15 protein-coding genes and 1 riboswitch are annotated in these 23448 nt (G+C 39.5%); of the genes, 3 read left to right on the top strand and 12 right to left on the bottom strand.

Annotated features, from left to right (window positions below):
• Positions 1–65: 65 nt before the first annotated feature.
• Both fusA (KO172_RS01225) and KO172_RS01230 read right to left on the bottom strand, forming a co-directional pair.
• Positions 66–2135, bottom strand: a complete 2070-nt coding sequence (gene fusA, locus KO172_RS01225; protein WP_215491774.1) for an elongation factor G — start codon at positions 2133–2135, stop codon at positions 66–68.
• A gap of 183 nt (positions 2136–2318) precedes the next feature.
• Entirely contained in the window at positions 2319–3488 is a 1170-nt protein-coding gene (locus KO172_RS01230; protein ID WP_215491775.1) for an amidohydrolase, read from the bottom strand.
• Between the two features lie 99 nt (positions 3489–3587).
• On the opposite strand from KO172_RS01230, the gene KO172_RS01235 reads away from it, so the two are divergent.
• Positions 3588–4388, top strand: coding sequence for a hypothetical protein (locus tag KO172_RS01235; RefSeq protein ID WP_215491776.1), 801 nt, complete (start codon positions 3588–3590; stop codon positions 4386–4388).
• Positions 4389–4581: 193 nt separating this feature from the next.
• Here the strand turns inward: KO172_RS01235 and tuf are convergent, their stop codons facing one another.
• From tuf to rpoB, 7 genes are all read right to left on the bottom strand, one after another.
• Positions 4582–5775, bottom strand: a complete 1194-nt coding sequence (tuf, locus tag KO172_RS01240; protein WP_215491777.1) for an elongation factor Tu — start codon at positions 5773–5775, stop codon at positions 4582–4584.
• Between the two features lie 19 nt (positions 5776–5794).
• The gene (fusA, locus tag KO172_RS01245; protein WP_215491778.1) at positions 5795–7861 is read right to left on the bottom strand and encodes an elongation factor G; all 2067 of its coding nucleotides are present in this window, start codon (positions 7859–7861) and stop codon (positions 5795–5797) included.
• Between the two features lie 18 nt (positions 7862–7879).
• Positions 7880–8350: a 30S ribosomal protein S7 gene (gene rpsG, locus KO172_RS01250; protein WP_215491779.1), complete on the bottom strand. Its 471-nt coding sequence runs from the start codon at positions 8348–8350 to the stop codon at positions 7880–7882.
• Between the two features lie 123 nt (positions 8351–8473).
• Positions 8474–8896 carry a 30S ribosomal protein S12 gene (rpsL, locus tag KO172_RS01255; RefSeq protein ID WP_019214110.1) on the bottom strand — a complete coding sequence of 141 codons (423 nt, stop codon included), beginning with the start codon at positions 8894–8896 and terminating at the stop codon, positions 8474–8476.
• Between the two features lie 24 nt (positions 8897–8920).
• Entirely contained in the window at positions 8921–9163 is a 243-nt protein-coding gene (locus KO172_RS01260; protein ID WP_215491780.1) for a ribosomal L7Ae/L30e/S12e/Gadd45 family protein, read from the bottom strand.
• Between the two features lie 147 nt (positions 9164–9310).
• On the bottom strand, positions 9311–13033 hold the full coding sequence (gene rpoC / locus KO172_RS01265; protein ID WP_215491781.1) for a DNA-directed RNA polymerase subunit beta': 3723 nt from the start codon (positions 13031–13033) through the stop codon (positions 9311–9313).
• A gap of 21 nt (positions 13034–13054) precedes the next feature.
• A complete protein-coding gene (gene rpoB / locus KO172_RS01270) occupies positions 13055–16885 on the bottom strand; it encodes a DNA-directed RNA polymerase subunit beta (RefSeq protein WP_215491782.1) in 3831 nt (1276 codons plus the stop codon).
• 230 nt (positions 16886–17115) lie between these two features.
• On the opposite strand from rpoB, the gene KO172_RS01275 reads away from it, so the two are divergent.
• Complete coding sequence (locus KO172_RS01275) at positions 17116–17778, top strand: MgtC/SapB family protein (RefSeq protein WP_215491783.1); 663 nt, start codon at positions 17116–17118, stop codon at positions 17776–17778.
• Positions 17779–18056: 278 nt separating this feature from the next.
• On the opposite strand, the gene metK is transcribed toward KO172_RS01275, so the two are convergent.
• Both metK and KO172_RS01285 read right to left on the bottom strand, forming a co-directional pair.
• On the bottom strand, positions 18057–19247 hold the full coding sequence (gene metK, locus KO172_RS01280) for a methionine adenosyltransferase (RefSeq protein ID WP_215491784.1): 1191 nt from the start codon (positions 19245–19247) through the stop codon (positions 18057–18059).
• 52 nt (positions 19248–19299) lie between these two features.
• Positions 19300–19393, bottom strand: a riboswitch (SAM riboswitch).
• A gap of 54 nt (positions 19394–19447) precedes the next feature.
• Complete coding sequence (locus KO172_RS01285) at positions 19448–20803, bottom strand: MATE family efflux transporter (protein WP_215491785.1); 1356 nt, start codon at positions 20801–20803, stop codon at positions 19448–19450.
• A gap of 169 nt (positions 20804–20972) precedes the next feature.
• Here KO172_RS01285 and KO172_RS01290 point away from each other — a divergent pair, with 169 nt between their 5' ends.
• Positions 20973–22607 (top strand): putative manganese-dependent inorganic diphosphatase, encoded by a 1635-nt coding sequence (locus KO172_RS01290; RefSeq protein ID WP_215491786.1) that lies wholly within the window; start codon positions 20973–20975, stop codon positions 22605–22607.
• Positions 22608–22645: 38 nt separating this feature from the next.
• Here KO172_RS01290 and ymfI read toward each other — a convergent pair whose 3' ends face one another.
• A complete protein-coding gene (gene ymfI, locus KO172_RS01295) occupies positions 22646–23371 on the bottom strand; it encodes an elongation factor P 5-aminopentanone reductase (RefSeq protein ID WP_215491787.1) in 726 nt (241 codons plus the stop codon).
• Between the last annotated feature and the right edge of the window lie 77 nt (positions 23372–23448).

Genomic DNA, 23448 nt, shown 5'->3' on the forward strand with positions numbered 1-23448 from the left:
TATTGGGTCCCGTGAACCTTGCAATTGCCTTCGGCAATTTAATTATTTGTGTATATTCTTGTTTATTATTTATTTTTTTCTGCGTTTGCTGCTTCTATTATCTTATTGGCTTGGTCTTGTGGCACTTCTTCGTATCTAATGAAGTCCATTTGGAAGGATCCTCTCGCTTGTGTCATCGCTCTTAGGTCGATTGCGTATCTAAACATTTCTGAATGTGGCACTTCTGCTGTGATTACTTGTGTGCCGTCATCTTGTGAATCTATACCTAAGATTCTGCCTCTACGCTTGTTCATGTCGCCCATAACGTCGCCTAGGTAGCTTTCTGGCACTTTAATTTCTGCCTTAACTATAGGCTCAAGAAGGATTGGTTTTGCTTCTTGCATACCTTTCTTAAATGCTAATTGTGCAGCGATCTTAAACGCCATTTCGTTTGAGTCAACGTCGTGGTATGAACCATCATATAGTGTCGCTTTCACATGTACTACTGGGTAGCCTGCTAATACACCGTGTTCAAGTGACTCTCTAAGTCCCTTTTCAACTGCTGGGAAGAAGTTCTTTGGTACTGCGCCGCCGAATACTTCTTCTTGGAAGACGAAGTCGTCGCCATCGTTTGGCTCAAATCTTACCCAAACGTCGCCGTATTGACCAGCACCACCTGATTGTTTCTTGTGCTTACCTTGAACTTCAGCCTTTTGCCTGATAGTTTCTCTGTAAGCAATCTTAGGGTCGTCAAGCTCAATCTCAACGCCGAATGTGTTTTTCAATTTATCTTTAATAACTGTTAATTGCATGTTACCTTGACCGCCGATTAAAAGCTCTTTAGTCTCATGATTTCTTAAAACTTCAAATGTTGGGTCTTCTGCAGTCATCTTGTTAAGTGAAACGCCTATCTTTTCGTCTTCGCCTTGTTTTACAGGTCTTACTGACATATATAGAGTTGGCTTTGGATACCTAATTCTCTCGAATATAACAGGATTAGCTTTGTCACATAGCGTATCGCCAGTACGAGCGTGTTCAAGTTTACTTGTAGCACCGATATCTCCTGCGGTGATGGTTTCAGTATCGATTTGAGTCTTACCTCTTAAGTAGAATAAGCCTCCAAGCTTTTCTTCTACTTCTTGACTTGCATTGTATAATTGTGTTGATTTTGTAAGCTTACCAGATATAACTTTGAATAGCGATAACTTTCCTACGAATGGGTCAACTATAGTCTTGAAAACAACTGCTGAGAATGGTTCATTTGCATCAACCTTTCTCACTTCTTCTTTATCTTTCCATGTGCCAGTGTATGCGCCTACTTCGTTTGGAGCAGGGAAATACCTTTGTATCTTATGAAGAAGTAGCTCCATGCCTATGCCTTTTTCAACGCTACCTACCATAAGTATAGTTAATTCGCCGTTTCTAACTGCTTGCTTTATACCTTCTTTAAATTCAGCATCAGTAAATTTTTCGCCTGCAAAGAATTTTTCCATAAGCTCTTCGGATGTTTCAGCAACTACTTCGTTTAACTCACCTCTAAGCTTTTCGATATAGCCATCCCACTCAGCTGGAACAGGAATTTCAGTTCTCTTTCTGTTTTCATAGCTATATGCCTTGTCTTGAATTAAGTCAACCATACCCTTAAAGCCTTCAGCTTCGCCTATAGGCATAACTAGTGGAACTATGTGGCCACCAAGTTTTGTTTTGATCTCTTCTAAAACTTCGTCAAACTTAACATTTTCCTTGTCCATCTTATTTAAGAAAATGAATCTTGGAGTGTGATATTTGTTTAAGTTCTTCCAAGCTTTTTCAGTTCCTACTTCTACGCCTGCTTGTGCGTCAATTACAAGTATAGAACCTTCTGACGCTCTCTTTGCACCATACATCTCGCCAATGAAGTCGAAGTAACCTGGTGTATCAAGGAAATTGTATTTAACATCATTATATTCTACAGGAATAACCTTAGTGTTAATAGAAACTTTTCTTTGTTTCTCTTCTATAGAGAAGTCTCCAACAGTGTTTCCGTCTTCAACCTTGCCCATCCTTGAGATGGCGCCTGTTGCGTATAAAAGTGACTCTACTAACATAGTTTTACCACTACTACTGTGTCCCAAAAGGGATACGTTTCTGATTTTGCTTGCATCGTAAGCTTTCATATTATTTCCTCCTCATGTATAATATAGTTGTTTTATCAATTTACTTTATAAAAGCGTCTTGCATAAAAAAATTTAGTGTGATGGAAAAGTCCCCTCACAAAAATATTATAACATATATAGATATTTTTTGCAATAATTTTATCACGATGATATGTTAGAAAATTCACAGCAAAAAAGAAGAGCCTAAAACTCTTCTTTCATCTCATTATATACTAAGCTGATAGCTTTGTAGAAAAAGTCCAAATCCTCTTCATCAAAGTCAAATTCTGAGCTGTGATGCGGCCCCTTAAGGTTTGTTCCAAGCATTAGGTGCAAAGCAGGAAGTCCCTTCTTCTTAAAAACTTTTAGGTAGCGAGTAACATCTTCGCTCGCTCCAAAACTAGGCATTCTGTGCGTCTTAATACCAGATTCGTTAAGCTTTTTAATAGCTGCGTCAACAAGTTTTGTGTTCTCTTCCTTGTAAGCATTCGCCCTTGCTATTATATCTATCTCATAAGTCTCGCCCTTGGCTTCGCAGATGCACTTTGCAGTCTTCTCCAAGGCTTCAAGCATCTCATACATCGCCTCATCACTATCACTTCTAAGGTCCATACCTAAGGTGATTTTATCCATGACAGCGTTTCTCTGACCACCACCATTGATAATACCAATGTTTATGAACTTTTTGTGATGCGCATCTATAGCAAGGTCCTTTGTCATATCTATGAAGGCAATAGCCATACTTAAGGCGCTTATACCTTCTTCAGGAGAGTTTGCTGCGTGTGCTGCCTTGCCATGAAAAGTAAGATCAAGCTTTGTTGTCGCTAAGAAATTGCTGGTACCTACGCCTATATAACCCTTCTGTTCGCCTAAGCCTATATGAAATGATAGAAAACCCTTCACATCCTCCATAATGAAGTCTGCCATGCGTATTGAGCCTCCAACACCTTCCTCAGCCGGTTGAAATAAAACGCGCACAGACTCGCCTGTTTCGCTAAAGTGCTCGCATAAGGCTAGTGCCAAGGCTATGTGTCCATCGTGGCCGCAAGCGTGCATATTGTCATTAGTCGAGGCAAAGCCAAACTTGTTTGGAAGATGGCATGCATCTTTTGTCTCCTCAATCTTGAGTCCATCTATATCTGCTCTAAATAAGAAATAAGGCGCCTTGCCAAACTCCGCCATCACACCAGTGAAGCCCTTCTCTATATCACTCATATCGCTCATAGCGCCATGTTCATATATGGCTCTGCCATAATATAGCTTGCAGTTTAAATTCTCTAGTATCTTTATTATCTCTTTAGTCGTTTTCACCTCATGAAAGCCAAGCTCGGGTATCTTGTGAAACTTCCTTCTATATGAAATTATATCCATCATTATCACCTACTAGCTTAAATCTTACAACAAGAAGCATCTTTTGTCAAGCTTGACAAAGACCCCCCGCTTGTAGTAATATATTCATATTGAGGTGTAGATATGAAAAAGAAATTTATTTTATTTATAGCAGCTGCTATGCTGCTTAGCTCATTATTTGTGAGCGCATGTAAGGAGAAAAAGGCATCTTTTACTAAGGATATGATAAAGGATTGGAACGTCTCTGAAGGCAAGGAGCCTAAGGCTGATGACATAGACAACGACTTTATCAACGCTTTAAAAGTTTTTATCAAAGAAAACATCGAAAACAAGAACTACGAAGCATTCTCAGAGATGGTTAGTGATGAATACTTAAGAGCTGTAGATGTACTAAGGAAGGACTACAGAAGTCACAATAAAGATTTGCATGAAGCACTTAAGGATGTAAAGCTTGAAGTCTCTGATGTTGAAGCAAAACAAGTTGACGAAGACGCGATAGAGTTTAGATACGCAATTAGCTTTAATGGCACATCAAAGCCTCAAAGCATATACATTTATAAGGACAAAGATGATGTCTTTAAGTTCGCTCCATCTATATACGAACCTGTTATAAAGGAGAGAGCAGACTTTGATAAGGACGCACTTAATATAAACTTCATCTCTGTTGGCAAGGTTACTGACGGCATGGAAGTCAGAGCAAAGATAATGAGCACTGAAAAGTGGGACAGAGAAGTTCTAGGCGCAACTCTATACACAGACAGAGGTAAGTACGAGGCTGCAAAGTTCAAGCTAAACATCAAAAGTGGCAAGACTGAGCACTCACTGTTCTACTTTAAGCATGCAAAAGGAAAGCTTGACCGCTTTGAACTTGTATACAAGGCAGACCACGGTGAGAATAAAACACTTACATTCGATTTGAAGTAATAAAAAATACATGCATAATAGAAAGGGTAGTAAGCAAAACTTACTACCCTTTCTTGTGCGATGAATCTATAAATATAAAACTAAAGTGCTTAGCACATGTGAAACTATACTTATATAAGTAAATCACTTAGAGCATAAAAAAAGAGAGCCTCACAGCTCTCTTTAAATTATATCTTAATTGTACTAATCGATATTATTCGATGATTTCAGATACAACTCCGGCACCTACTGTTCTACCGCCTTCTCTGATAGCGAACTTAAGTCCTTTTTCAATAGCGATAGGTGTGATAAGTTCGATGTTAAATCTAGCGTTATCACCAGGCATTACCATTTCTACTCCGTCTTCTAGAGTGATGTTACCTGTTACGTCAGTAGTTCTGAAGTAGAATTGTGGTCTATAACCATTGAAGAATGGAGTATGACGTCCACCTTCTTCTTTAGTTAAAACGTAAACTTCAGCTTTAAACTTAGTGTGTGGTTTGATTGTCTTAGGTGCAGCAAGTACTTGACCTCTTTCGATTTCGTCTCTTTGAACACCTCTTAGTAATAGACCAACGTTGTCTCCAGCTTCAGCAAGGTCTAGTAGTTTGTGGAACATTTCAACGCCTGTTACAACTACGTCTCTGATTTCAGTAGTTAAACCAACTAGTTCAACTGTATCTCCAACCTTAACTGTACCTCTTTCTACTCTACCTGTAGCAACTGTACCTCTACCAGTGATTGAGAAGATATCTTCTACTGGCATTAGGAATGGTTGATCTGTAGCTCTTTCTGGTTGAGGAATGTATTCGTCAACTTCTTCCATAAGTTTAACAATCTTATCTCCCCAAGTTCCGTCTGGATCTTCTAGAGCTTTAAGAGCTGAACCTACAACGATAGGAGTGTTGTCTCCGTCGAAGTCGTATTCGTTAAGAAGTTCTCTAACTTCCATTTCAACTAATTCGATAAGTTCTGGGTCGTCTACTTGGTCTTCCTTGTTTAGGAATACAACGATCTTTGGAACGCCAACTTGTCTAGCAAGTAGGATGTGCTCTCTTGTTTGAGGCATTGGACCGTCTGCAGCAGATACTACTAGGATAGCACCGTCCATTTGAGCAGCACCAGTGATCATGTTCTTTACATAGTCAGCGTGGCCTGGGCAGTCAACGTGAGCGTAGTGTCTCTTAGCTGTTTCATATTCAACGTGAGAAGTATTGATTGTTATACCTCTTGCTCTTTCTTCTGGAGCCTTGTCGATATTCGCATAATCAACGAATTCTCCTGTACCGTTTCTCTTGTTTAATACTAATGTTATAGCTGCTGTTAATGTTGTTTTACCGTGGTCAACGTGACCAATTGTACCAATGTTAACATGTGGTTTTGTTCTTTCAAATTTTTGTTTAGCCATTTTTTACCTCCTATAAAAATTATTTATTTCCAATGACTTTGTCTAATATGCTGCTTGGAACTGGATCGTAGTGATCGAATTGCATAGAGTAGTTAGCTCTACCTTGAGTGTTACTTCTAAGGCTTGTTGCATATCCAAACATTTCTGAAAGTGGAACGAAAGCTCTAACGTGTTGTGCACCGTTATCAAGTTCCATACCTTCAATTCTACCTCTTCTTGAGTTCAAGTCTCCGATTACATCTCCCATGTATTCTTCAGGAGTTGTAACTTCAACCTTCATCATAGGTTCAAGAAGTGTAGGTGATGCCTTCTTAAGTGCATCCTTTATAGCCATAGATCCGGCAATCTTAAATGCCATTTCTGATGAGTCGACTTCGTGGTATGAACCATCGTATAGAGTAACCTTTACGTCAAGTACTGGATATCCCGCAATTGTACCTGATTGTAGGGCTTCTTGTATACCTTGGTCAACTGGTCCAATGTATTCTTTTGGAATAGCTCCACCAACGATAGCGTTAACAAATTCGTAACCCTTACCTGCTGGTTGAGGTTCGATTTTGATTCTAGCGTGACCGTATTGTCCACGACCACCTGATTGCTTAACATATTTACCTTCACCTTCAGCAGAAGACTTGATAGATTCTTTGTAAGCAACTTGTGGATTACCAACGTTTGCTTCAACTTTGAACTCTCTTAAAAGTCTGTCTACGATGATTTCAAGGTGAAGTTCACCCATACCTGCGATGATAGTTTGACCTGTTTCTTCATCAGTATATGTCTTAAATGTTGGGTCTTCTTCAGCAAGCTTTAGTAAAGCTTGAGTCATCTTGTCTTGAGAAGCCTTTGTCTTTGGTTCTATCGCTACAGAGATAACTGGTTCTGGGAATTCCATGTTTTCTAGAACTATAGGCTTGTCTTCAGCACATAGTGTATCACCTGTACCTGTAAGCTTCAAACCTACTATAGCAACGATTGATCCTGCGTAAGCTTCTTCTATTTCTTCTCTCTTGTCAGCGTGCATTAATACGATACGTCCGATTCTTTCTCTCTTACCCTTAGTAGAGTTGAATACATAAGAACCGCTCTTTAGAACTCCAGAGTAGATTCTTGCGTAAGCAAGCTTACCTACGAATGGGTCTGTAACAATCTTGAATGCTAGTGCTGCTAGTGGAGCATCATCTGCTGATACTCTTTCAACTAATTCTCCGTCTCTATCTGTACCAGTAACTGGTGGTATATCGATAGGTGATGGTAGATAGTCTACTATAGCATCAAGAAGGAATTGAACGCCCTTGTTCTTGTATGCACTACCGCATAGAACAGGTGTTACTTGGTTAGCAACGCATTCTCTTCTTAATACTTGTTTAATCATATCGTTAGGAACTTCTTCACCGCCAAGGTATAGTTCCATAACTTCTTCGTCGAAATCAGCGATTTCTTCGATCATTTCTTCTCTATATTTTTTAGCTGTATCAAGTAAATCATCTGGAATATCTGATTCTTGAATGATAGTTCCTAGATCATCTTCATATAATTCAGCCTTCATTGCGATTAAGTCTATGATACCTTTAAATGTATCTTCTTTACCTATTGGCAATTGAACAGCTATAGGATGAGCGTTTAATCTTTCTCTCATCATCTTTAGTGTTCTGTCAAAGTTTGCACCTACAACGTCCATTTTATTTACAAATGCAAGTCTAGGTACACCGTATTTATCCGCTTGACGCCATACAGTCTCGCTTTGAGGTTCAACTCCCCCCTTAGCGTCATATAAAGCAACCGCACCGTCTAGAACTCTTAGGGAACGTTCAACTTCTACTGTGAAGTCAACGTGGCCCGGTGTATCTATTATATTGATTCTATGATTCTTCCAATAGCAAGTTGTTGCTGCTGAACCGATAGTGATACCTCTTTCTTGCTCTTGTACCATGAAGTCCATGGTAGCAGCGCCTTCATGAGTTTCACCTATCTTGTGAATCTTTCCTGTATAATAAAGAATTCTCTCTGTAGTGGTTGTTTTACCTGCGTCAATATGCGCCATAATACCGATGTTTCTGACATCTTTTAGTGCAATTTCTCTTGGCACAAGTTTTCCCCCTTATTATTAATATCTATAATGTGCAAATGCTTTATTTGCTTCAGCCATTCTATGAACTTCTTCTCTCTTCTTAACAGAAGCTCCTTGACCGTTGGCTGCGTCCATCAACTCTTTTGCTAATCTTTCAGTCATTGTCTTTTCTCCTCTTGCTCTGGAGTATTGTACAAGCCATCTTATTGCTAGAGTTTGTCTTCTTTCAGGTCTTACTTCCAATGGAACTTGGTAGTTGGCACCACCAATACGTCTTGCCTTAACTTCTAGTACTGGCATGATGTTATTCATAGCCTTGTAGAAGTGTTCAAGAGCGTCTTCACCTGTCTTTTCTGCAACTATATCAAATGCCCCGTAAACTATGCTTTGAGCTAAGCCTTTTTTGCCGTCAAGCATGATTGAGTTTATTAATTTTGTAACTACTACATCATTGTATCTTGCGTCAGGCATTACTTCACGTTTAGGCACGTGTCCTCTTCTTGGCACTTTTTCTTCCCTCCTTAACTATATTAGTAGATTCATTGGTACTCGGCAAATCTCTAAAAGCCGTCTAGCGCCAAAATGCTCTTCATCTATTTAATGCTTTGCATTTCAACGACTAAAATTTCTTTACTTCTTTTCTTCTTTAGGTTTCTTAGAACCGTATTTAGACCTACTTTGTTTTCTGTTTTCAACTCCGGCAGTATCAAGTGTACCTCTAATTATGTGGTAACGAACGCCGGGAAGGTCTTTTACTCTTCCACCTCTTATAAGAACAACACTGTGCTCTTGTAAGTTGTGACCAATTCCTGGAATGTAAGCTGAAACTTCATATCCGTTAACTAGTCTAACTTTAGCAACTTTTCTTAGGGCAGAGTTTGGCTTCTTAGGTGTAACTGTCTTTACAGCAACACATACTCCTCTTTTTTGTGGAGCATTTACTAAAGATTGTCTCTTCTTAAGTGAGTTATAAGTTGTATCTAAAGCTGGTGATTTAGATTTGTAAACTACTTTTGATCTTCCTTTTCTGATCAATTGATTAATCGTTGGCATCAAAGCACCTCCTTACATAAAAATTTATTTTAATAAAGCAGCGGCAGCTGCGTTTATTTCAATACCACAGAGCTTTCCTAACTCTTCTTTTGTGTTTATATAAACAACATCAACAGAGTTTTTACTTGCTTCCTTTTCGATAAGTGACTTAATGTCCTTATCTGCATCAAGAGCGATAAAAACCTGTTTGAATAGATCGGATTTTAGCCCTCTTATTACCTGTTTAAACCCAACAACACTGCTAGGCCCCAAGGTGTCGGTATCCATTAAGCATCCTCCTTTAGCTCTATTAATAGCGTGAACTTTCACACATAAAGAATTGTACCACGCATTACGGAAAAAGTCAAGATAATTTTAGTTAAATTTAAGTAAAATATCTTGACAGTCTCCGCTTATATTTAATTGTTAAATATACTATTTGTCCTTAGAAGACTTCTTTTCTTTCTCTTCGCTTAGTAGGTCTTTAATGATCTTATCTAGCTCTGCTCTATCTGAAACGTCGTTTCTTTCTTCACTAGTTTCTTCGTCTTCTTTAGTCTTCTTAGGTTCCTTTTCATCTTCATCAAAGTCTTTGAACAAGTCAGTGTCATCTATCTCTCTTCTCTTTCTCTTAAGTTCCTCTTCCATTTGCTTCTTTAAAACTGTTTCGTCTTCTTTAACTTTGATGTTTCTATATTTAAGCATACCTGTACCTGCTGGTATGATCTTACCTATGATAACGTTTTCCTTAAGTCCTACTAGCTCGTCCTTCTTACCTCTGATAGCTGCTTCTGTTAATACTCTTGTTGTCTCTTGGAATGAAGCTGCTGATAAGAATGAATCTGTTGCAAGTGATGACTTAGATATACCAAGTAGTATTCTTTTACCTTCTGCAGGAATCTTGCCTTCTTCTTTAAGCTTTTTGTTTTCGTGTATAAAGTCGTATATATTAACTAGTGCTCCTGGTAGGAAGGACGAATCGTTTTGTGCTTCTATCCTTACCTTCTTAAGCATTTGCTTACAGATGATTTCAATGTGCTTGTCATTGATATCGATACCTGTCATTCTATATACTCTTTGTACTTCTTTTATAATATAGTCTTCAACGCCTTCTACACCAAGAACCTTCATAATTTCTTGAGGTGATGCGTTACCTTCTGTGATTTCTTTACCTTTTTCGATGTAGTCGCCTTCGTGAACTTTAAGTCTTGCAGCATAGTTTACAGGGTGATCAACCGCGATGCCTTCTTTGTCGTCTGTTATAACAACAACTCTTTGTTGTGGATCGTCTTCATTGATTGAAACTATACCTGAAATTTGTGCAATTTGTGCTTGTCCTTTTGGCTTTCTTGCTTCGAAAAGTTCTTCAACTCTTGGAAGACCTTGTGTGATATCGTCTGCATTGGCAACCCCACCAGAGTGGAAGTTTCTCATTGTAAGCTGTGTACCTGGCTCGCCTATAGATTGAGCTGCAATGATACCTACTGACTCACCAATGTTAACGTTAGTTCCTGTTGCAAGGTTTCTTCCGTAGCATTTAGCGCAAACGCCATGCTTTGTTTGACAAGTAAGAACGCTTCTTACTTTAACTTCTTCTATGCCGATTTCTTGAATGAAATGAGCTGTCTTTTCGTCTATTAGTTCGTCTTTCTTAACTATAACAGAGCCATCTTTTGGATTAATTACATCTTCAAAAGCGTATCTGCCAATTAATCTTTCTTCTAGTTCTTCAAGAACTTCCTTGCCATCTCTAATAGTTCTAACTGTATGTCCTTCATCAGTATGGCAGTCGTCTTCTGTTACTATAACGTCTTGAGAAACGTCTACTAGTCTTCTAGTTAGGTAACCAGAGTCTGCTGTCTTTAAGGCGATGTCTGATAGACCCTTTCTGGAACCGTGTGATGATAGGAAGAACTCTAGTACTGATAGTCCCTCTCTAAAGTTTGACTTGATAGGGATTTCTACTGTCTTACCAGTTGATGATGCCATCAGACCACGCATACCGCCTAATTGACGAATTTGGTTCTTACTACCTCTGGCTCCTGAGTCCGCCATGATGAAGATATTGTTAAGTGGGTCTAGTGACTTCATTAAAGCTTCTGTAACTTCATCTGTGATGCCGTTCCAAATATTGATAACGCCTTCATATCTTTCTTCTTCAGTCATGAAACCTTCTCTGTATACTTTTTCATACTTTTCAACTTCTTTTTGCGCCTTTTCTATAAGCTCAGTCTTTTCCTTAGGAACAACAACGTCCGCCATAGAGATGGAAACTGCAGAAAGCGTTGAGTGTTTGTAACCAGTTGATTTTATGTGGTCTAAAAGCTTGCTTGTAACAATGTTACCGTGCTTTTGATAGCACTTGTCAAGTATAGTTCCAAGTGTCTTCTTTGAAACAACTCTATCGATTTCAAGTGAGTATGGATCAGTCTCTCTATCTACAAAGCCAAGGTCTTGAGGTATCTTCTTGTTAAGTATGAATCTACCAACAGTTGATTCTACAAGTTTACCTCTGTCTTCCTCGTCAAGTTTTACTCTAACTTTAACTTTTGCATGTAAGTCGATTAATCCAAGCTCATAAGCTTTTATCATTTCATCATAATCTTGGAAGATGTGGCCTGAGCCCTTGCTTCCTTCGATGTCAAGTGTCATATAGTAACAGCCTAGTACCATGTCTTGTGATGGTATTGAAATTGGTTTACCATCCTTTGGTGCTAAGATGTTGTTTATTGAAAGCATTAGTAGTCTTGCTTCAGCTTGTGCTTCTATGGATAGTGGCAAATGGACAGCCATTTGGTCACCGTCGAAGTCCGCGTTATATGCTGAACATACTAGTGGATGAAGCTTGATAGCCTTACCTTCTACTAAGACTGGTTCAAAAGCTTGGATACCAAGTCTGTGTAGAGTCGGTGCTCTGTTTAGTAGTACTGGATGATCCTTGATTACATATTCAAGTACGTCCCAGATATCTGATTTCGCTCTCTCAACCATCCTCTTAGCGCTCTTAATGTTGTGAGCCTTGCCTGTTTCAACAAGTCTTCTCATAACAAATGGCTTGAATAGTTCTAGCGCCATCATCTTAGGAAGACCGCATTGGTAGAACTTAAGCTTTGGTCCTACAACAATTACAGATCTACCTGAGTAGTCAACTCTCTTACCTAGTAAGTTTTGTCTAAATCTACCTTGCTTACCCTTTATCATGTCGGATAGAGACTTAAGTGGTCTGTTGCCAGGACCTGTTACTGCTCTTCCGCGTCTGCCGTTATCAATTAGCGCGTCAACAGCTTCTTGAAGCATTCTCTTTTCGTTTCTTGTAATGATTTCTGGTGCTGATAGTTCAAGAAGTCTTCTAAGTCTGTTGTTTCTGTTGATAACTCTTCTATATAAATCGTTTAAGTCGCTTGTCGCAAATCTACCGCCATCTAGTTGAACCATAGGTCTTAAGTCTGGTGGTATAACTGGAAGTGCTTCGATAACCATCCACTCAGGTCTGTTGCCTGATTGTCTGAATGATTCGATAGTTTCAAGCTTTCTTAAAACTTTTATCTTCTTTTGTGTGGATGCGCCTTCTAGTTCTTCGTTTAATTCTTGTGCTTCTTTATCTAGGTCTATCGCTTTCAAAAGCTCAAGTATAGCTTCTGCACCCATCCTTGCATCGAATGAGCCGTAGCCAAATTCTTTTACAGCTTCTGAATATTCTTGTTCATTTAAGATTTGTTTGTATCTTAGGCCAGTATTGCCTGGGTCCATAACTATATATGATGCAAAATATACAACGTGCTCTAGCTCTTTTGGTGAAACATCAAGTACTATGGCTATCCTTGAAGGTGTTCCTTTAAGGTACCATATATGTGTACATGGACTTGCAAGCTCGATGTGTCCCATCCTCTCGCGTCTTACCTTTGCTCTTGTAATCTCTACTCCGCACTTATCGCATATCATGCCTTTGTATCTAATCTTGTTGTATTTACCGCAGTGACAAGTCCAGTCTTTTACAGGTCCAAATATCTTTTCACAGAACAAGCCTTCTGCTTCTGGCTTTAATGTTCTGTAATTTATTGTTTCTGGTTTTTTAACTTCTCCCTTAGACCATGCTCTAATGTCTTGGCTTGATGCAAGGCCTATTTGAATACTGTTAAACTTATTTAATTCGAACAAATTACCTTCCTCCTTGTCTCTCTACAAAGAACTTTCGTCATCTAAGTCTAGGTCTTCATCAATCTCGTCGATGTCGCTACCTATGTCTAGATCGTCGTCCATGTCCAAATCTTCCTCTTCTATATCGTCTAAGTTTTCATCTATATCTTCGTCAATGTCATCATCAAAGTCTTCATCGCCTTCTACATCTTCGTTAGCATCTTCTTCGTCGTTTATGCCCTTAGATGATTCTTCATCAAAGAAGTTAACAAAGTCTTCGTCATCTTTGTAATCAGTGTCCATGCTCTTGAAGTCGCCGGCAATGATTTCTCTTTCGTTCATGAAATCATCTTCGTCATCAAGTTCCATCTCATTGTCATCTTGGTCAAGAACCTTAACGTCAAGAAGTAAACTTTGAAGTTCCTTTACTAATACCTTGAATGATTCAGGTATACCTGGTTCAGGAATGTTCTTTCCTTTAACGATTGCTTCGTATGTCTTAACACGGCCATTGATATCGTCGGACTTAACAGTTAAAATCTCTTGAAGTACGTGGCTTGCACCATAACCTTCAAGTGCCCAAACTTCCATCTCTCCGAATCTTTGTCCACCGAATTGTGCCTTACCACCAAGTGGTTGTTGTGTAACTAGTGAGTAAGGACCGATGCTTCTTGCGTGAATCTTTTCGTCTACTAAGTGGTGAAGCTTAAGCATATACATGTATCCAACTGTAACTGGATTGTCGAATAACTTACCTGTTCTACCGTCTCTTAAGTAAATCTTGCCGCTCTTAGGGTAGCCTGCCTTATCAAGTGCTTCAAGTATATCGTTTTCGTTTGCACCGTCAAATACTGGTGTTGAAACATACATACCAAGCTTCTTAGCTGCCATACCTAAGTGCACTTCTAGTACTTGTCCAAGATTCATACGAGAAGGTACACCCATTGGGTTTAGTAGGATTTGTAGTGGAGTACCATCTGGTAAGTATGGCATGTCTTCTTCAGGAAGTATCCTTGAAATAACGCCCTTGTTACCGTGACGACCGCACATCTTGTCCCCTACAGATATCTTTCTCTTTGTAGCAATGTAGACTCTGACCATCCTGTTTACGCCAGGTGATAGCTCGTCTGCATTCTCTCTTGTAAACTCTTTAACATCTACAACGATACCAGCCTCGCCATGAGGTACCTTAAGAGATGTATCTCTTACTTCTCTTGACTTTTCTCCGAATATAGCTCTTAATAGTCTCTCTTCAGCAGGTAGGTCCTTTTCTCCCTTAGGAGTTACCTTGCCAACTAAGATGTCGCCTGCCTTAACCTCAGCACCGATTCTTATGATGCCGTCCTTGTCAAGGTTCTTTAGTAGCTCTTCACTAGTGTTTGGTATGTCTCTAGTGATTTCTTCAGGTCCAAGCTTAGTATCTCTTGACTCTGATTCGTATTCTTCTATGTGTATAGATGTTAGTACATCTTCATAAACAAGTCTTTCGTTGATTAGTATCGCGTCTTCGTAGTTGTAGCCTTCCCAAGTCATAAACGCTACTAAGATGTTCTTGCCTAGTGACATTTCACCAAGGTTAGTGCTTGGTCCGTCTGCAATAACATCGCCCTTCTTAACCTTTTCGCCTGCCTTTACTATAGGTCTTTGGTTAATAGTAGTGCCTTGGTTAGAGCTTGTAAATTTGATTAATTTATATGAATCAATGTTCTTGTCTTTATTTTCAATAACGATGCTCTTTGCATCAACCTTCTTAACAACGCCGTCGTTCTTTGCAACAACACATACGCCAGAATCCTTAGCAGCCTTGTACTCAATACCAGTTGCAACGATAGGTGCCTCTGTCATAAGTAGTGGAACTGCTTGTCTTTGCATGTTTGAACCCATTAGTGCACGGTTCGCGTCGTCGTTTTCCAAGAATGGTATCATCGCTGTACCAACTGAAACTATCTGTCTAGGTGAAACGTCCATGTAATCAATTTCTTCTTTTTTGAACATGTCCATCAAAGTATCGTTTACAGCCTTACTTCTTGCAACTATGATGTCGTTTTTGAAGTAGCCTTTCTCGTCTATCGGCTCATTTGCTTGTGCTATGATGCACTCGTCTTCAACATCTGCGCTGATGTATTCAATCTCATCAGTAACTCTGCCTGTACCCTTTTCTACCTTTCTATAAGGAGCCTCAATGAAACCATATTCATTGATTCTTGCAAATGATGCTAAGGATGTGATAAGACCGATGTTTGGTCCTTCTGGTGTCTCAATTGGGCACATTCTAGCGTATTGCGAATTGTGAATGTCTCTTACTTCAAAGCCTGCTCTATCTCTTGAAAGACCGCCAGGTCCTAAAGCAGACATTCTTCTCTTGTGAGTAAGCTCGCTTAGTGGGTTAGTTTGGTCCATGAATTGTGAAAGCTGTGATGAACCGAAGAATTCCTTCAAAGATGCAACAACTGGTCTTATGTTGATAAGACTTTGTGGAGTTGCAGCTTCTGGATCTTGAGTAGTCATTCTTTCACGAATAACTCTCTCCATCCTTGAAAGACCGATTCTGAATTGGTTTTGTAAAAGTTCACCAACGCTTCTTACACGTCTGTTACCTAGGTGGTCGATGTTGTCAAATTGACCAACGCCACGCATCAAGTTGAATTGATAGTTAATAGCACTTATTATGTCGTCAATTTCAATTCTCTTTGGATATATTTCCTTTATATTTTCTATGATTAAATTTGTAAGTTCTTCGTCGTCCTTAGCTTCTTCCATAAGCTCGTGCATTAGTGGTGCATAGATCTTATCCTTAAGTCCAAGCTCTTCAAAGTTTACCTTAGTATCAAAAGCTTCAGGCTTAACAAAGTTGTTACCAACAACTCTGATTTCTTCACCGTTGTCAAGTACTATATCTATGGTATTGACAAAGTTGTCTTCAATCTTTTGCGCCATCTTTCTATCAAGAAGAGTTCCCTTTTCATAAATTATTTCACCTGTGATAGGGTTAACTGCGTCCATGGCAAGAGTGTGATGTTCTATCCTTCTTGCTATAGACAACTTCTTGTTGAACTTATATCTTCCGACTTTAGCTAGGTCGTATCTCTTAGGGTCGAAGAATAGATTATTAAGTAGTGATTTTGCACTGTCAACAGCCTCTGGCTCGCCTGGTCTAAGTCTCTTGTAGATCTCAATCAAAGCCTCGTCTTGAGTCTTTGCAGTATCCTTTTCAAGAGTAGTTAATAAGTCATTAGTCTCTCCAAATGTTTCAACTATGTCAAGATCAGAAACTATGCCTAAAGCTCTAAGAAGTGATGTAATGATAACTTTTCTGTTCTTATCAATCTTTACATACAATGCACCAGTAGCGTCTGTTTCAAATTCAAGCCAAGCACCACGGTTTGGTATGATAGTTGCGCTGTAATCAAGCTCACCGTTCTTATTGATTTCCTTCTTGTAGTAGCAGCCTGGCGAACGAACGACTTGTGAAACAACAACTCTCTCTCCACCATTGATTATGAAAGTACCCTTATCAGTCATGATAGGTATATCTCCCATAAATACTTCTTGCTCTTTAACCTCTCCAGTGTCTTTGTTTATAAGTCTTACCCTTGCTCTAAGAGGAGCACTGTAGTTTGTGTCCTTTATTCTGGACTCTTCTTCAGTATACTTTAGTTCCTTTCCTATAGTATAGTTTACAAACTCCAATACTAAGCTACCACCATTGTCATCAATAGGTGATATGTCATCAAAAGCTTCCTTTAAACCATCTTTTAAGAACCAGTCAAACGATGCAGTTTGTACCTCAATAAAATTTGGCATCTCGCAAGCTTCTTTTATTCTAGAATAACTCATTCTAGTTCTTTTTCCGTTTTCAACAGGATGTAGCATCCAAATATTCACCCCTTATAAAAATAACCTACTATATGTCGTACCCTAAATTAAGATTTTGAGAATAAAAACCCATTTTAAATCCTAATTATGCAATTTATAATTATATAATATGTCAAGTCTAATGTCAAGCATTTTTTTCGATTTTTAAAAATATTTTTTAATTCGCGCTGCGAAATATTTACTATTGACATATAGATATGCTATAATAAGCAAAAGGTGGTGAACTAATGAACACATTACAAATTTTAACAAGACTTCTTCTTGCAGCTCTATTGGGTTCATTAATTGGAGTAGAACGTGAGAAGAAACATAGAGCGGCAGGTCTTAGGACGCACATCATAGTCTCTGTTGCTTCTTGCCTTATCATGCTTATATCTATCGATGGCTACAAAGCTTTCTACGGAAATAATTCTTGGGATGCTACAAGATTTGCTGGTCAAGTCATAAGTGGCATAGGTTTTTTAGGCGCAGGCACTATACTTCAAAAGAAGGATGTTGTTAAGGGCCTAACTACTGCTGCAACACTATGGCTTTGCGCTGCTAATGGTCTTGCTGTTGGTATAGGCTACTACAAGGGTGCCATCTTCGCAACTATCATCTGTCTAATTACTCTTATCAGTCTAAAGGGTATGGATGAGTTCCTGAATAAAAGATACTTAGCTAGCTACTACATGAGCTTTGCTGGCAAGAACTTTCAAAAGAGTGACTTTGAAAAAATTTGCGAGGAAGAAGGCATAGAGATTTCTTCTCTAAACATTTTAGATGATGCGATAGATGAGATCTCCGAGATAGAGTGCACACTTTCAATCGCGGACAACTACAAGATTGACAGCCTTATAAGTAAACTTGAAGATAGATTAAAGTTAATAAAGTTTCACGAGACACACTAAGCACGGCAGCCCTAAAGGCTGCTTTTTTATTTGCCATAAAGTGCTTAGCGCCTTTAAATTTTTTGCTAAGTATGGTTTGCGAGCTATATAGTAGGAGGCTACTTATATAATTAGAGGCGAGCTATATAGTAGGAGGCTCCCTATATAGTAGCAGCTAAGCTATATAGTAGGAGCCTCCTTATATAGTGAGACGCTTACTATATATTAGCTCTTTACTTGCATAAAAAAAAGAACTATGGGCGCAGTGCTCATAGTTCTATCTTTTTATACTATCTTTTTTATTTGTATTCTTTTAAAAGTGCCTTAATCTCATCAACTTTTTCAAGTCTTTCCCAAGGAAGCTCTATATCATCACGGCCGAAGTGTCCGTAGTTACTAATCTTGTGGAAGATTGGTCTTCTTAAATCGTAGTAGTCGATGATGAAGGCTGGACGTAGGTCGAAGACTTTTTCAACAATCTCTAGTATCTTTGCCTCATCAAGCTTCGCTGTACCGAATGTATCAACGTTAACTGATATTGGCTTTGCAACACCTATCGCGTAGCTTACTTGTATTTCGCATCTATCGCATAGTCCTGCTGCAACTAGGTTCTTAGCAACGTGTCTTACTGCGTATGATGCAGATCTATCTACCTTTGTTGCGTCCTTACCTGAGAAGGCTCCTCCGCCGTGTCTGCAGTAGCCGCCATATGTGTCAACGATAATCTTTCTACCTGTAAGTCCTGTGTCGCCCTTTGGTCCACCTATAACGAAGCGGCCTGTTGGGTTCACGTAGATGATAGTCTCGTCGTCCATTAGCTTTGGATCAACAACTGGCTTTATAACATTCTCTATGATGTCCTTTTTAATCTTCTCAAGACTAACGCCTTCCTTGTGTTGTGTTGAAACAACTATAGTGTGAACTCTCTTTGGCTTACCATTGTCGTACTCAACAGTTACTTGTGTCTTGCCGTCTGGTCTTAGATAGCTTAGTGTACCGTCCTTACGAACTTCTGCTAGTCTTCTTGATAATTTATGTGCTAGGTAGATGGCAAGTGGCATATACTCCTTAGTTTCGTTGCATGCATAACCAAACATCATACCTTGGTCGCCTGCACCTATTAGGTCGTACTTATCCTTTGAATGCTCCTTAGTCTCAAGCGCCTTGTCAACGCCTAGAGCTATGTCCTTAGATTGCTCTTCGATTGATACAAGGACTGCACAGTTCTCTGCATCGAAGCCAAACTTTCCTCTTGTATAACCTATGTCAGCTATAACTCTTCTAACAACAGCTTGCATGTCAACATAGCAGTTTGTTGTTATCTGTCCTGATACTAAAACGTAGCCAGTTGATGCAGTAGTTTCGATTGCGCATCTTGCTTCTGGGTCTTTCTCTAGTATCGCATCTAGTAATGCATCTGATATTTGGTCGCAGACCTTGTCAGGATGACCTTCTGTAACAGACTCAGATGTAAATAGTTTTTTATACATAATCTTCCTCCTATAAAACAATAAAAAAACCTTCATAGCTGAAGGTTCGTTCTTCTCATCTTTCAGCTTTGCTGTAGGATTTGGCACCTTGCTCGCAGGTTGCCGGACTTCACAGGGCCTAGTCCCTCCGTCACTCTTTATGAGACTTATTAAGTTCACTTCATATTATATATAGTAATCAAATCTTTGTCAAGGACTTTTTAAATATTTTCTAATTCTTTCAATTCTTCGATTGCAAATCGTTCTGCAACCTTTTTTCTCACTACCATATATGTGAAGATGTAGACTATAGTTGTCAATAACCAGGACAATGGATACGAAATGTATAAAACCCATTGCTCATGATACTTTTGGAATATACTTAGTATCCAAAATACTCTGAAGCCGCATATGCAAACGATGGCTATGATCATAGGTGTTAGTGAGTAGCCCATAGCACGAATGACCCCTGAGTAGACGTCCATGATGCCGCAGATAAGGTAGGTTGTCGATATAACTCCCAGCCTTAGCATGGCAATCTTAACAACTTCTGGGTTCTGTGTATATAGTCCAAGAAGAAAATTTCCTGCAAGGAAGGAGCCAACACCTAAGACAAGTCCAACGGCTGACACCATGACTATGGTCTTCTTAAGTATCTCATCAACTCTGTCAAGCTTTCTGGCTCCCATATTTTGCGAAGCGAAGGCAAGAGCAGCTTGGTATATGGCATCCATCGCCATAAAGACGAAGCCTTCGATGTTACCTGCTGCAGTGTTCGCTGCAACTACAAGCTTACCAAAGGAGTTGATTGAGGACTGTATAAGCACGTTTGATATACTAAACATCGCTCCTGTAAAGCCTGATGGCAGACCTATCCTAAGCATATCTGCAAACTTTGTCCAGTTTATCTTTAATTTGTTTAGCTTTAGATTTAGGTAGCCGTCGCTCTTCATTAAACACAAAACTATAAGCATGGCTGAGAAAGCCTCGGATATGATAGTTGCAAGAGCAACACCATCTACCGTCATCTTTAATACTAAAACGAAGTATAGGTTCAGTGCTATGTTCATCACGCCTGAGATGGCTAAGTAGTATAGCGGCCTTTTAGTGTCACCTGCCGCTCTTAGTATGGATGCGCCGAAGTTGTATAGCATAAAGCCTGGCATACCCATGAAGTAGATGCGCATATATAATGTCGCAAGATCTATAACCTCATCTGGTGTCTGTATAAGTTCGAGCATAGGTCTTGCCGAGAAGTAGCCTACCAATATCATGATAAAGCCACCGAGTAACCCAGAGAGCATCGCCGTATGTAGTGTTTCTTGTCCATCGTCATAAGATCCTCTGCCTATAGCCTGACCCATCAATACGCTTGCTCCTATCGATATACCGATGAAGAGATTGATTATAAGGTTAATAAGTGGGCCAGTCGCTCCTACCGCAGCAAGTGCTTCGTCCCCTGCATAGCGTCCAACAACTATAACGTCAGCTGCGTTAAAGAAGAGCTGCAAAGTAGACGATAGCATAAGTGGTATAGCAAATTTTATTAACTTCGGAAGCAGTTTACCCTCCGTCATATTTATCTCATAAGACTTCAAAAACGTGACCTCTTTTCTTTATGTATATCATTAAATTTTACTACAAGCGAAATGATTTTTCAAGTATTTTTTAATTAATTCATCAAATCCTTTATTTTTTCTTTTAAATGTGTTATAGTATATGAATATAAATATGGAAGGTGATTTAATGAATAAAAAAGTATATGTATCAGGTCACAAGGTGCCCGACACGGACTCCATTGCGAGTGCGATATCATACGCCTACCTTGTCAATAGTCTTGACAAGTATGATGCAAGGCCTGTTAGACTAGGCGAGCTTAGTAAAGAGACAAAATTCGTTTTAAAATATTTTGGTGTAGAAGAGCCAAAGCTACTAACAACTATGAAGCTTAAGCTAAAGGATGTTGATCTTGATAAGGCTGTGCTTATAGATGAAGATGCCTCACTATATGAAGCGATTGGTCTTTTGCGTGAGAAAAACGCCTACGTGCTTGTAGTCGTTGGCAAGAAGAAAAAGATGAAGGGCATCATAGGCCTTAAAGACATCACAGAGGTATACACAGACATCTTTGACGATAGAGTGCTTAGTAAGGCCGATACTCCATTTAAAAATGTTGTAGACGTGCTTAAAGCTACTGTCATAAACGACGGATATAGAAAGCCACTTGGCCGCATGGCGATCTACGCTATGGACCCAAAGATGATTGAAAACAGAATCGAAGAAGACGATGTCGTGATACTTGGTGACAGAGAGGACGCACAAGAGGACGCAATCAAAAGAAACGTCTCTTGCCTAATAGTCGCTGGTGGCTTCGATGTAAGTGAGAAAATTTTGTGTCTTGCAAAGGAAAAAGGCATAAGCATCGTCTCTACTGAGTACGACTCCTTTATGGCATCAAGAGTTCTACCTCTAAGCGTGCCTGTTTCCTACGCGATGACAAAGGAAGGCATCAAGACCTTCCACATACAAGACTTCGTTTCAGATGTTAAGGCTGAGATGAACAAGAACAGATTCCGCTGCTTCCCTGTCCTTGATAATGAAGGCAATGTCATAAACACAGTTAGCCGCTACCACTTACTAAGCGACAAGAAAAAGAACATCATCTTAGTCGATCACAACGAAAGAACACAGTCAGTCGACGACATAGAAGAAGCAGAGATACTTGAAATCATTGACCACCATAGAGTCGCAAATGTTGAGACAAAACTTCCACTATACTTTAGGAACGAACCACTAGGCTCGACGGCTACCATCATTACAAAGATGTTTATTGAAAATGGCGTTGCCATCCCTAAGGACATAGCTGGGCTTTTGATCTCAGCCATCATCTCAGATACGCTTCTACTTAAGTCACCAACAAGCACTAAGACAGACGCGAAGATGATAGAGCTGCTTGCACCTATAGCCGGAGTAGACCCTGATCGCTACGCCATAGAGATGTTTACAGAAGCGGCAAGTATCAAGGATGTTGCAAGTGAAGACCTCTTAAAGATGGACGTGAAGACATTTAAGATTGCAAAGCAAAAGATACGCGTTGCTCAAGTCATGACCATGGATATGGATGAAGTGAAAAAGAGAAAGGACGACTTACTTACTCTAATGAGAGAGACCATAGACAAGAATCAAGAAGACAGCTTCGTACTGATGATAACTGACATACTTAAGGAGTACTCACTAGTTTTAGTGCAAGGCTCGTACAAAGAAAATATCGCACAAGCCTTCGATAAAGAGCTTGTGGATAATGAGTTTACAGTCGATGGACTGCTTTCAAGAAAGAAACAAATGATTCCTAGCATATCAAAAAAGATAGAGACTTTATAGTCCCTATCTTCTTTTTTTGCTCATAATAGATATTTTACTTATATATAGAAGCCGCCATTGACACGAAGGACTTCGCCTGTGATGAACTTTGCGTCATCCGATGCCAAGAAGACTGCCGCTTTCGCTGCGTCCTCTGCTGAGCCTATGGCCTCAAGAGGCGTTTCATCACGAAGCATATCTAGTTCAGCCTCTGAATACGCCTTCATCATATCCGTTGCTATGCAGCCTAAACTTATGGCGTTGACTCTCACACCCGATGGTGCCACCTCTTTTGCAACTGCCTTAGTAAAGGCTATGACAGCTCCTTTAGATGCGCTATATACAGTCTCCATCGCAGCACCTGTCTCGCCCCACATGCTAGTAACGTTAATGATACTGCCACTGCCCTCGTGAATCATGTGTTTAACGAAGGCCTTAGTCATGTTGAAGCAGCCCTTCATGTTAGTATCAAAAACCTTATCGTACTCCTCTTCGCTCGTATCTTGCACAAGCTTTGTTAGTGCTACCCCTGCATTATTCACAAGGACGTCCACCTTTTTATATCTTTTAAAAATTTCTTCTTTCATTTGGCAAACATCTTCATAATTAGAAACATCTGCACCATAGATAAAACCCTTTGAGTACTTATTCACCTCGTCTAATGTGATCGCCGCTTCATCTATATGCTCGTTAAAATTAATAAGAACGTCGTAGCCTTTCTTCGCAAATTCAATGGCCATGGCCCTGCCTATGCCACGCGAAGCACCACTTATAAGAGCTAACATATGACTACCTCCTTTATGAGATAATTATATCACAAACTTGCAATTTTGACCATCATATGCTAAACTTGTCTTGGTGA

It is taken from the genome of Fenollaria sporofastidiosus, assembly GCF_943169635.2.
Lineage (GTDB): Bacteria > Bacillota > Clostridia > Tissierellales > Peptoniphilaceae > Fenollaria > Fenollaria sporofastidiosus.

Bases quoted from the DNA above. Each gene is read 5' to 3' on its own strand.
- fusA (WP_215491774.1), bottom strand. From the start codon at position 2,135: ATGAAAGCTTACGATGCAAGCAAAATCAGAAACGTATCCCTTTTGGGA.
- KO172_RS01230 (WP_215491775.1), bottom strand. From the start codon at position 3,488: ATGATGGATATAATTTCATATAGAAGGAAGTTTCACAAGATACCCGAG.
- KO172_RS01235 (WP_215491776.1), top strand. From the start codon at position 3,588: ATGAAAAAGAAATTTATTTTATTTATAGCAGCTGCTATGCTGCTTAGC.
- tuf (WP_215491777.1), bottom strand. From the start codon at position 5,775: ATGGCTAAACAAAAATTTGAAAGAACAAAACCACATGTTAACATTGGT.
- rpsL (WP_019214110.1), bottom strand. From the start codon at position 8,896: ATGCCAACGATTAATCAATTGATCAGAAAAGGAAGATCAAAAGTAGTT.
- KO172_RS01260 (WP_215491780.1), bottom strand. From the start codon at position 9,163: ATGGATACCGACACCTTGGGGCCTAGCAGTGTTGTTGGGTTTAAACAG.
- rpoB (WP_215491782.1), bottom strand. From the start codon at position 16,885: ATGCTACATCCTGTTGAAAACGGAAAAAGAACTAGAATGAGTTATTCT.
- KO172_RS01275 (WP_215491783.1), top strand. From the start codon at position 17,116: ATGAACACATTACAAATTTTAACAAGACTTCTTCTTGCAGCTCTATTG.
- metK (WP_215491784.1), bottom strand. From the start codon at position 19,247: ATGTATAAAAAACTATTTACATCTGAGTCTGTTACAGAAGGTCATCCT.
- KO172_RS01285 (WP_215491785.1), bottom strand. From the start codon at position 20,803: ATGACGGAGGGTAAACTGCTTCCGAAGTTAATAAAATTTGCTATACCA.
- KO172_RS01290 (WP_215491786.1), top strand. From the start codon at position 20,973: ATGAATAAAAAAGTATATGTATCAGGTCACAAGGTGCCCGACACGGAC.
- ymfI (WP_215491787.1), bottom strand. From the start codon at position 23,371: ATGTTAGCTCTTATAAGTGGTGCTTCGCGTGGCATAGGCAGGGCCATG.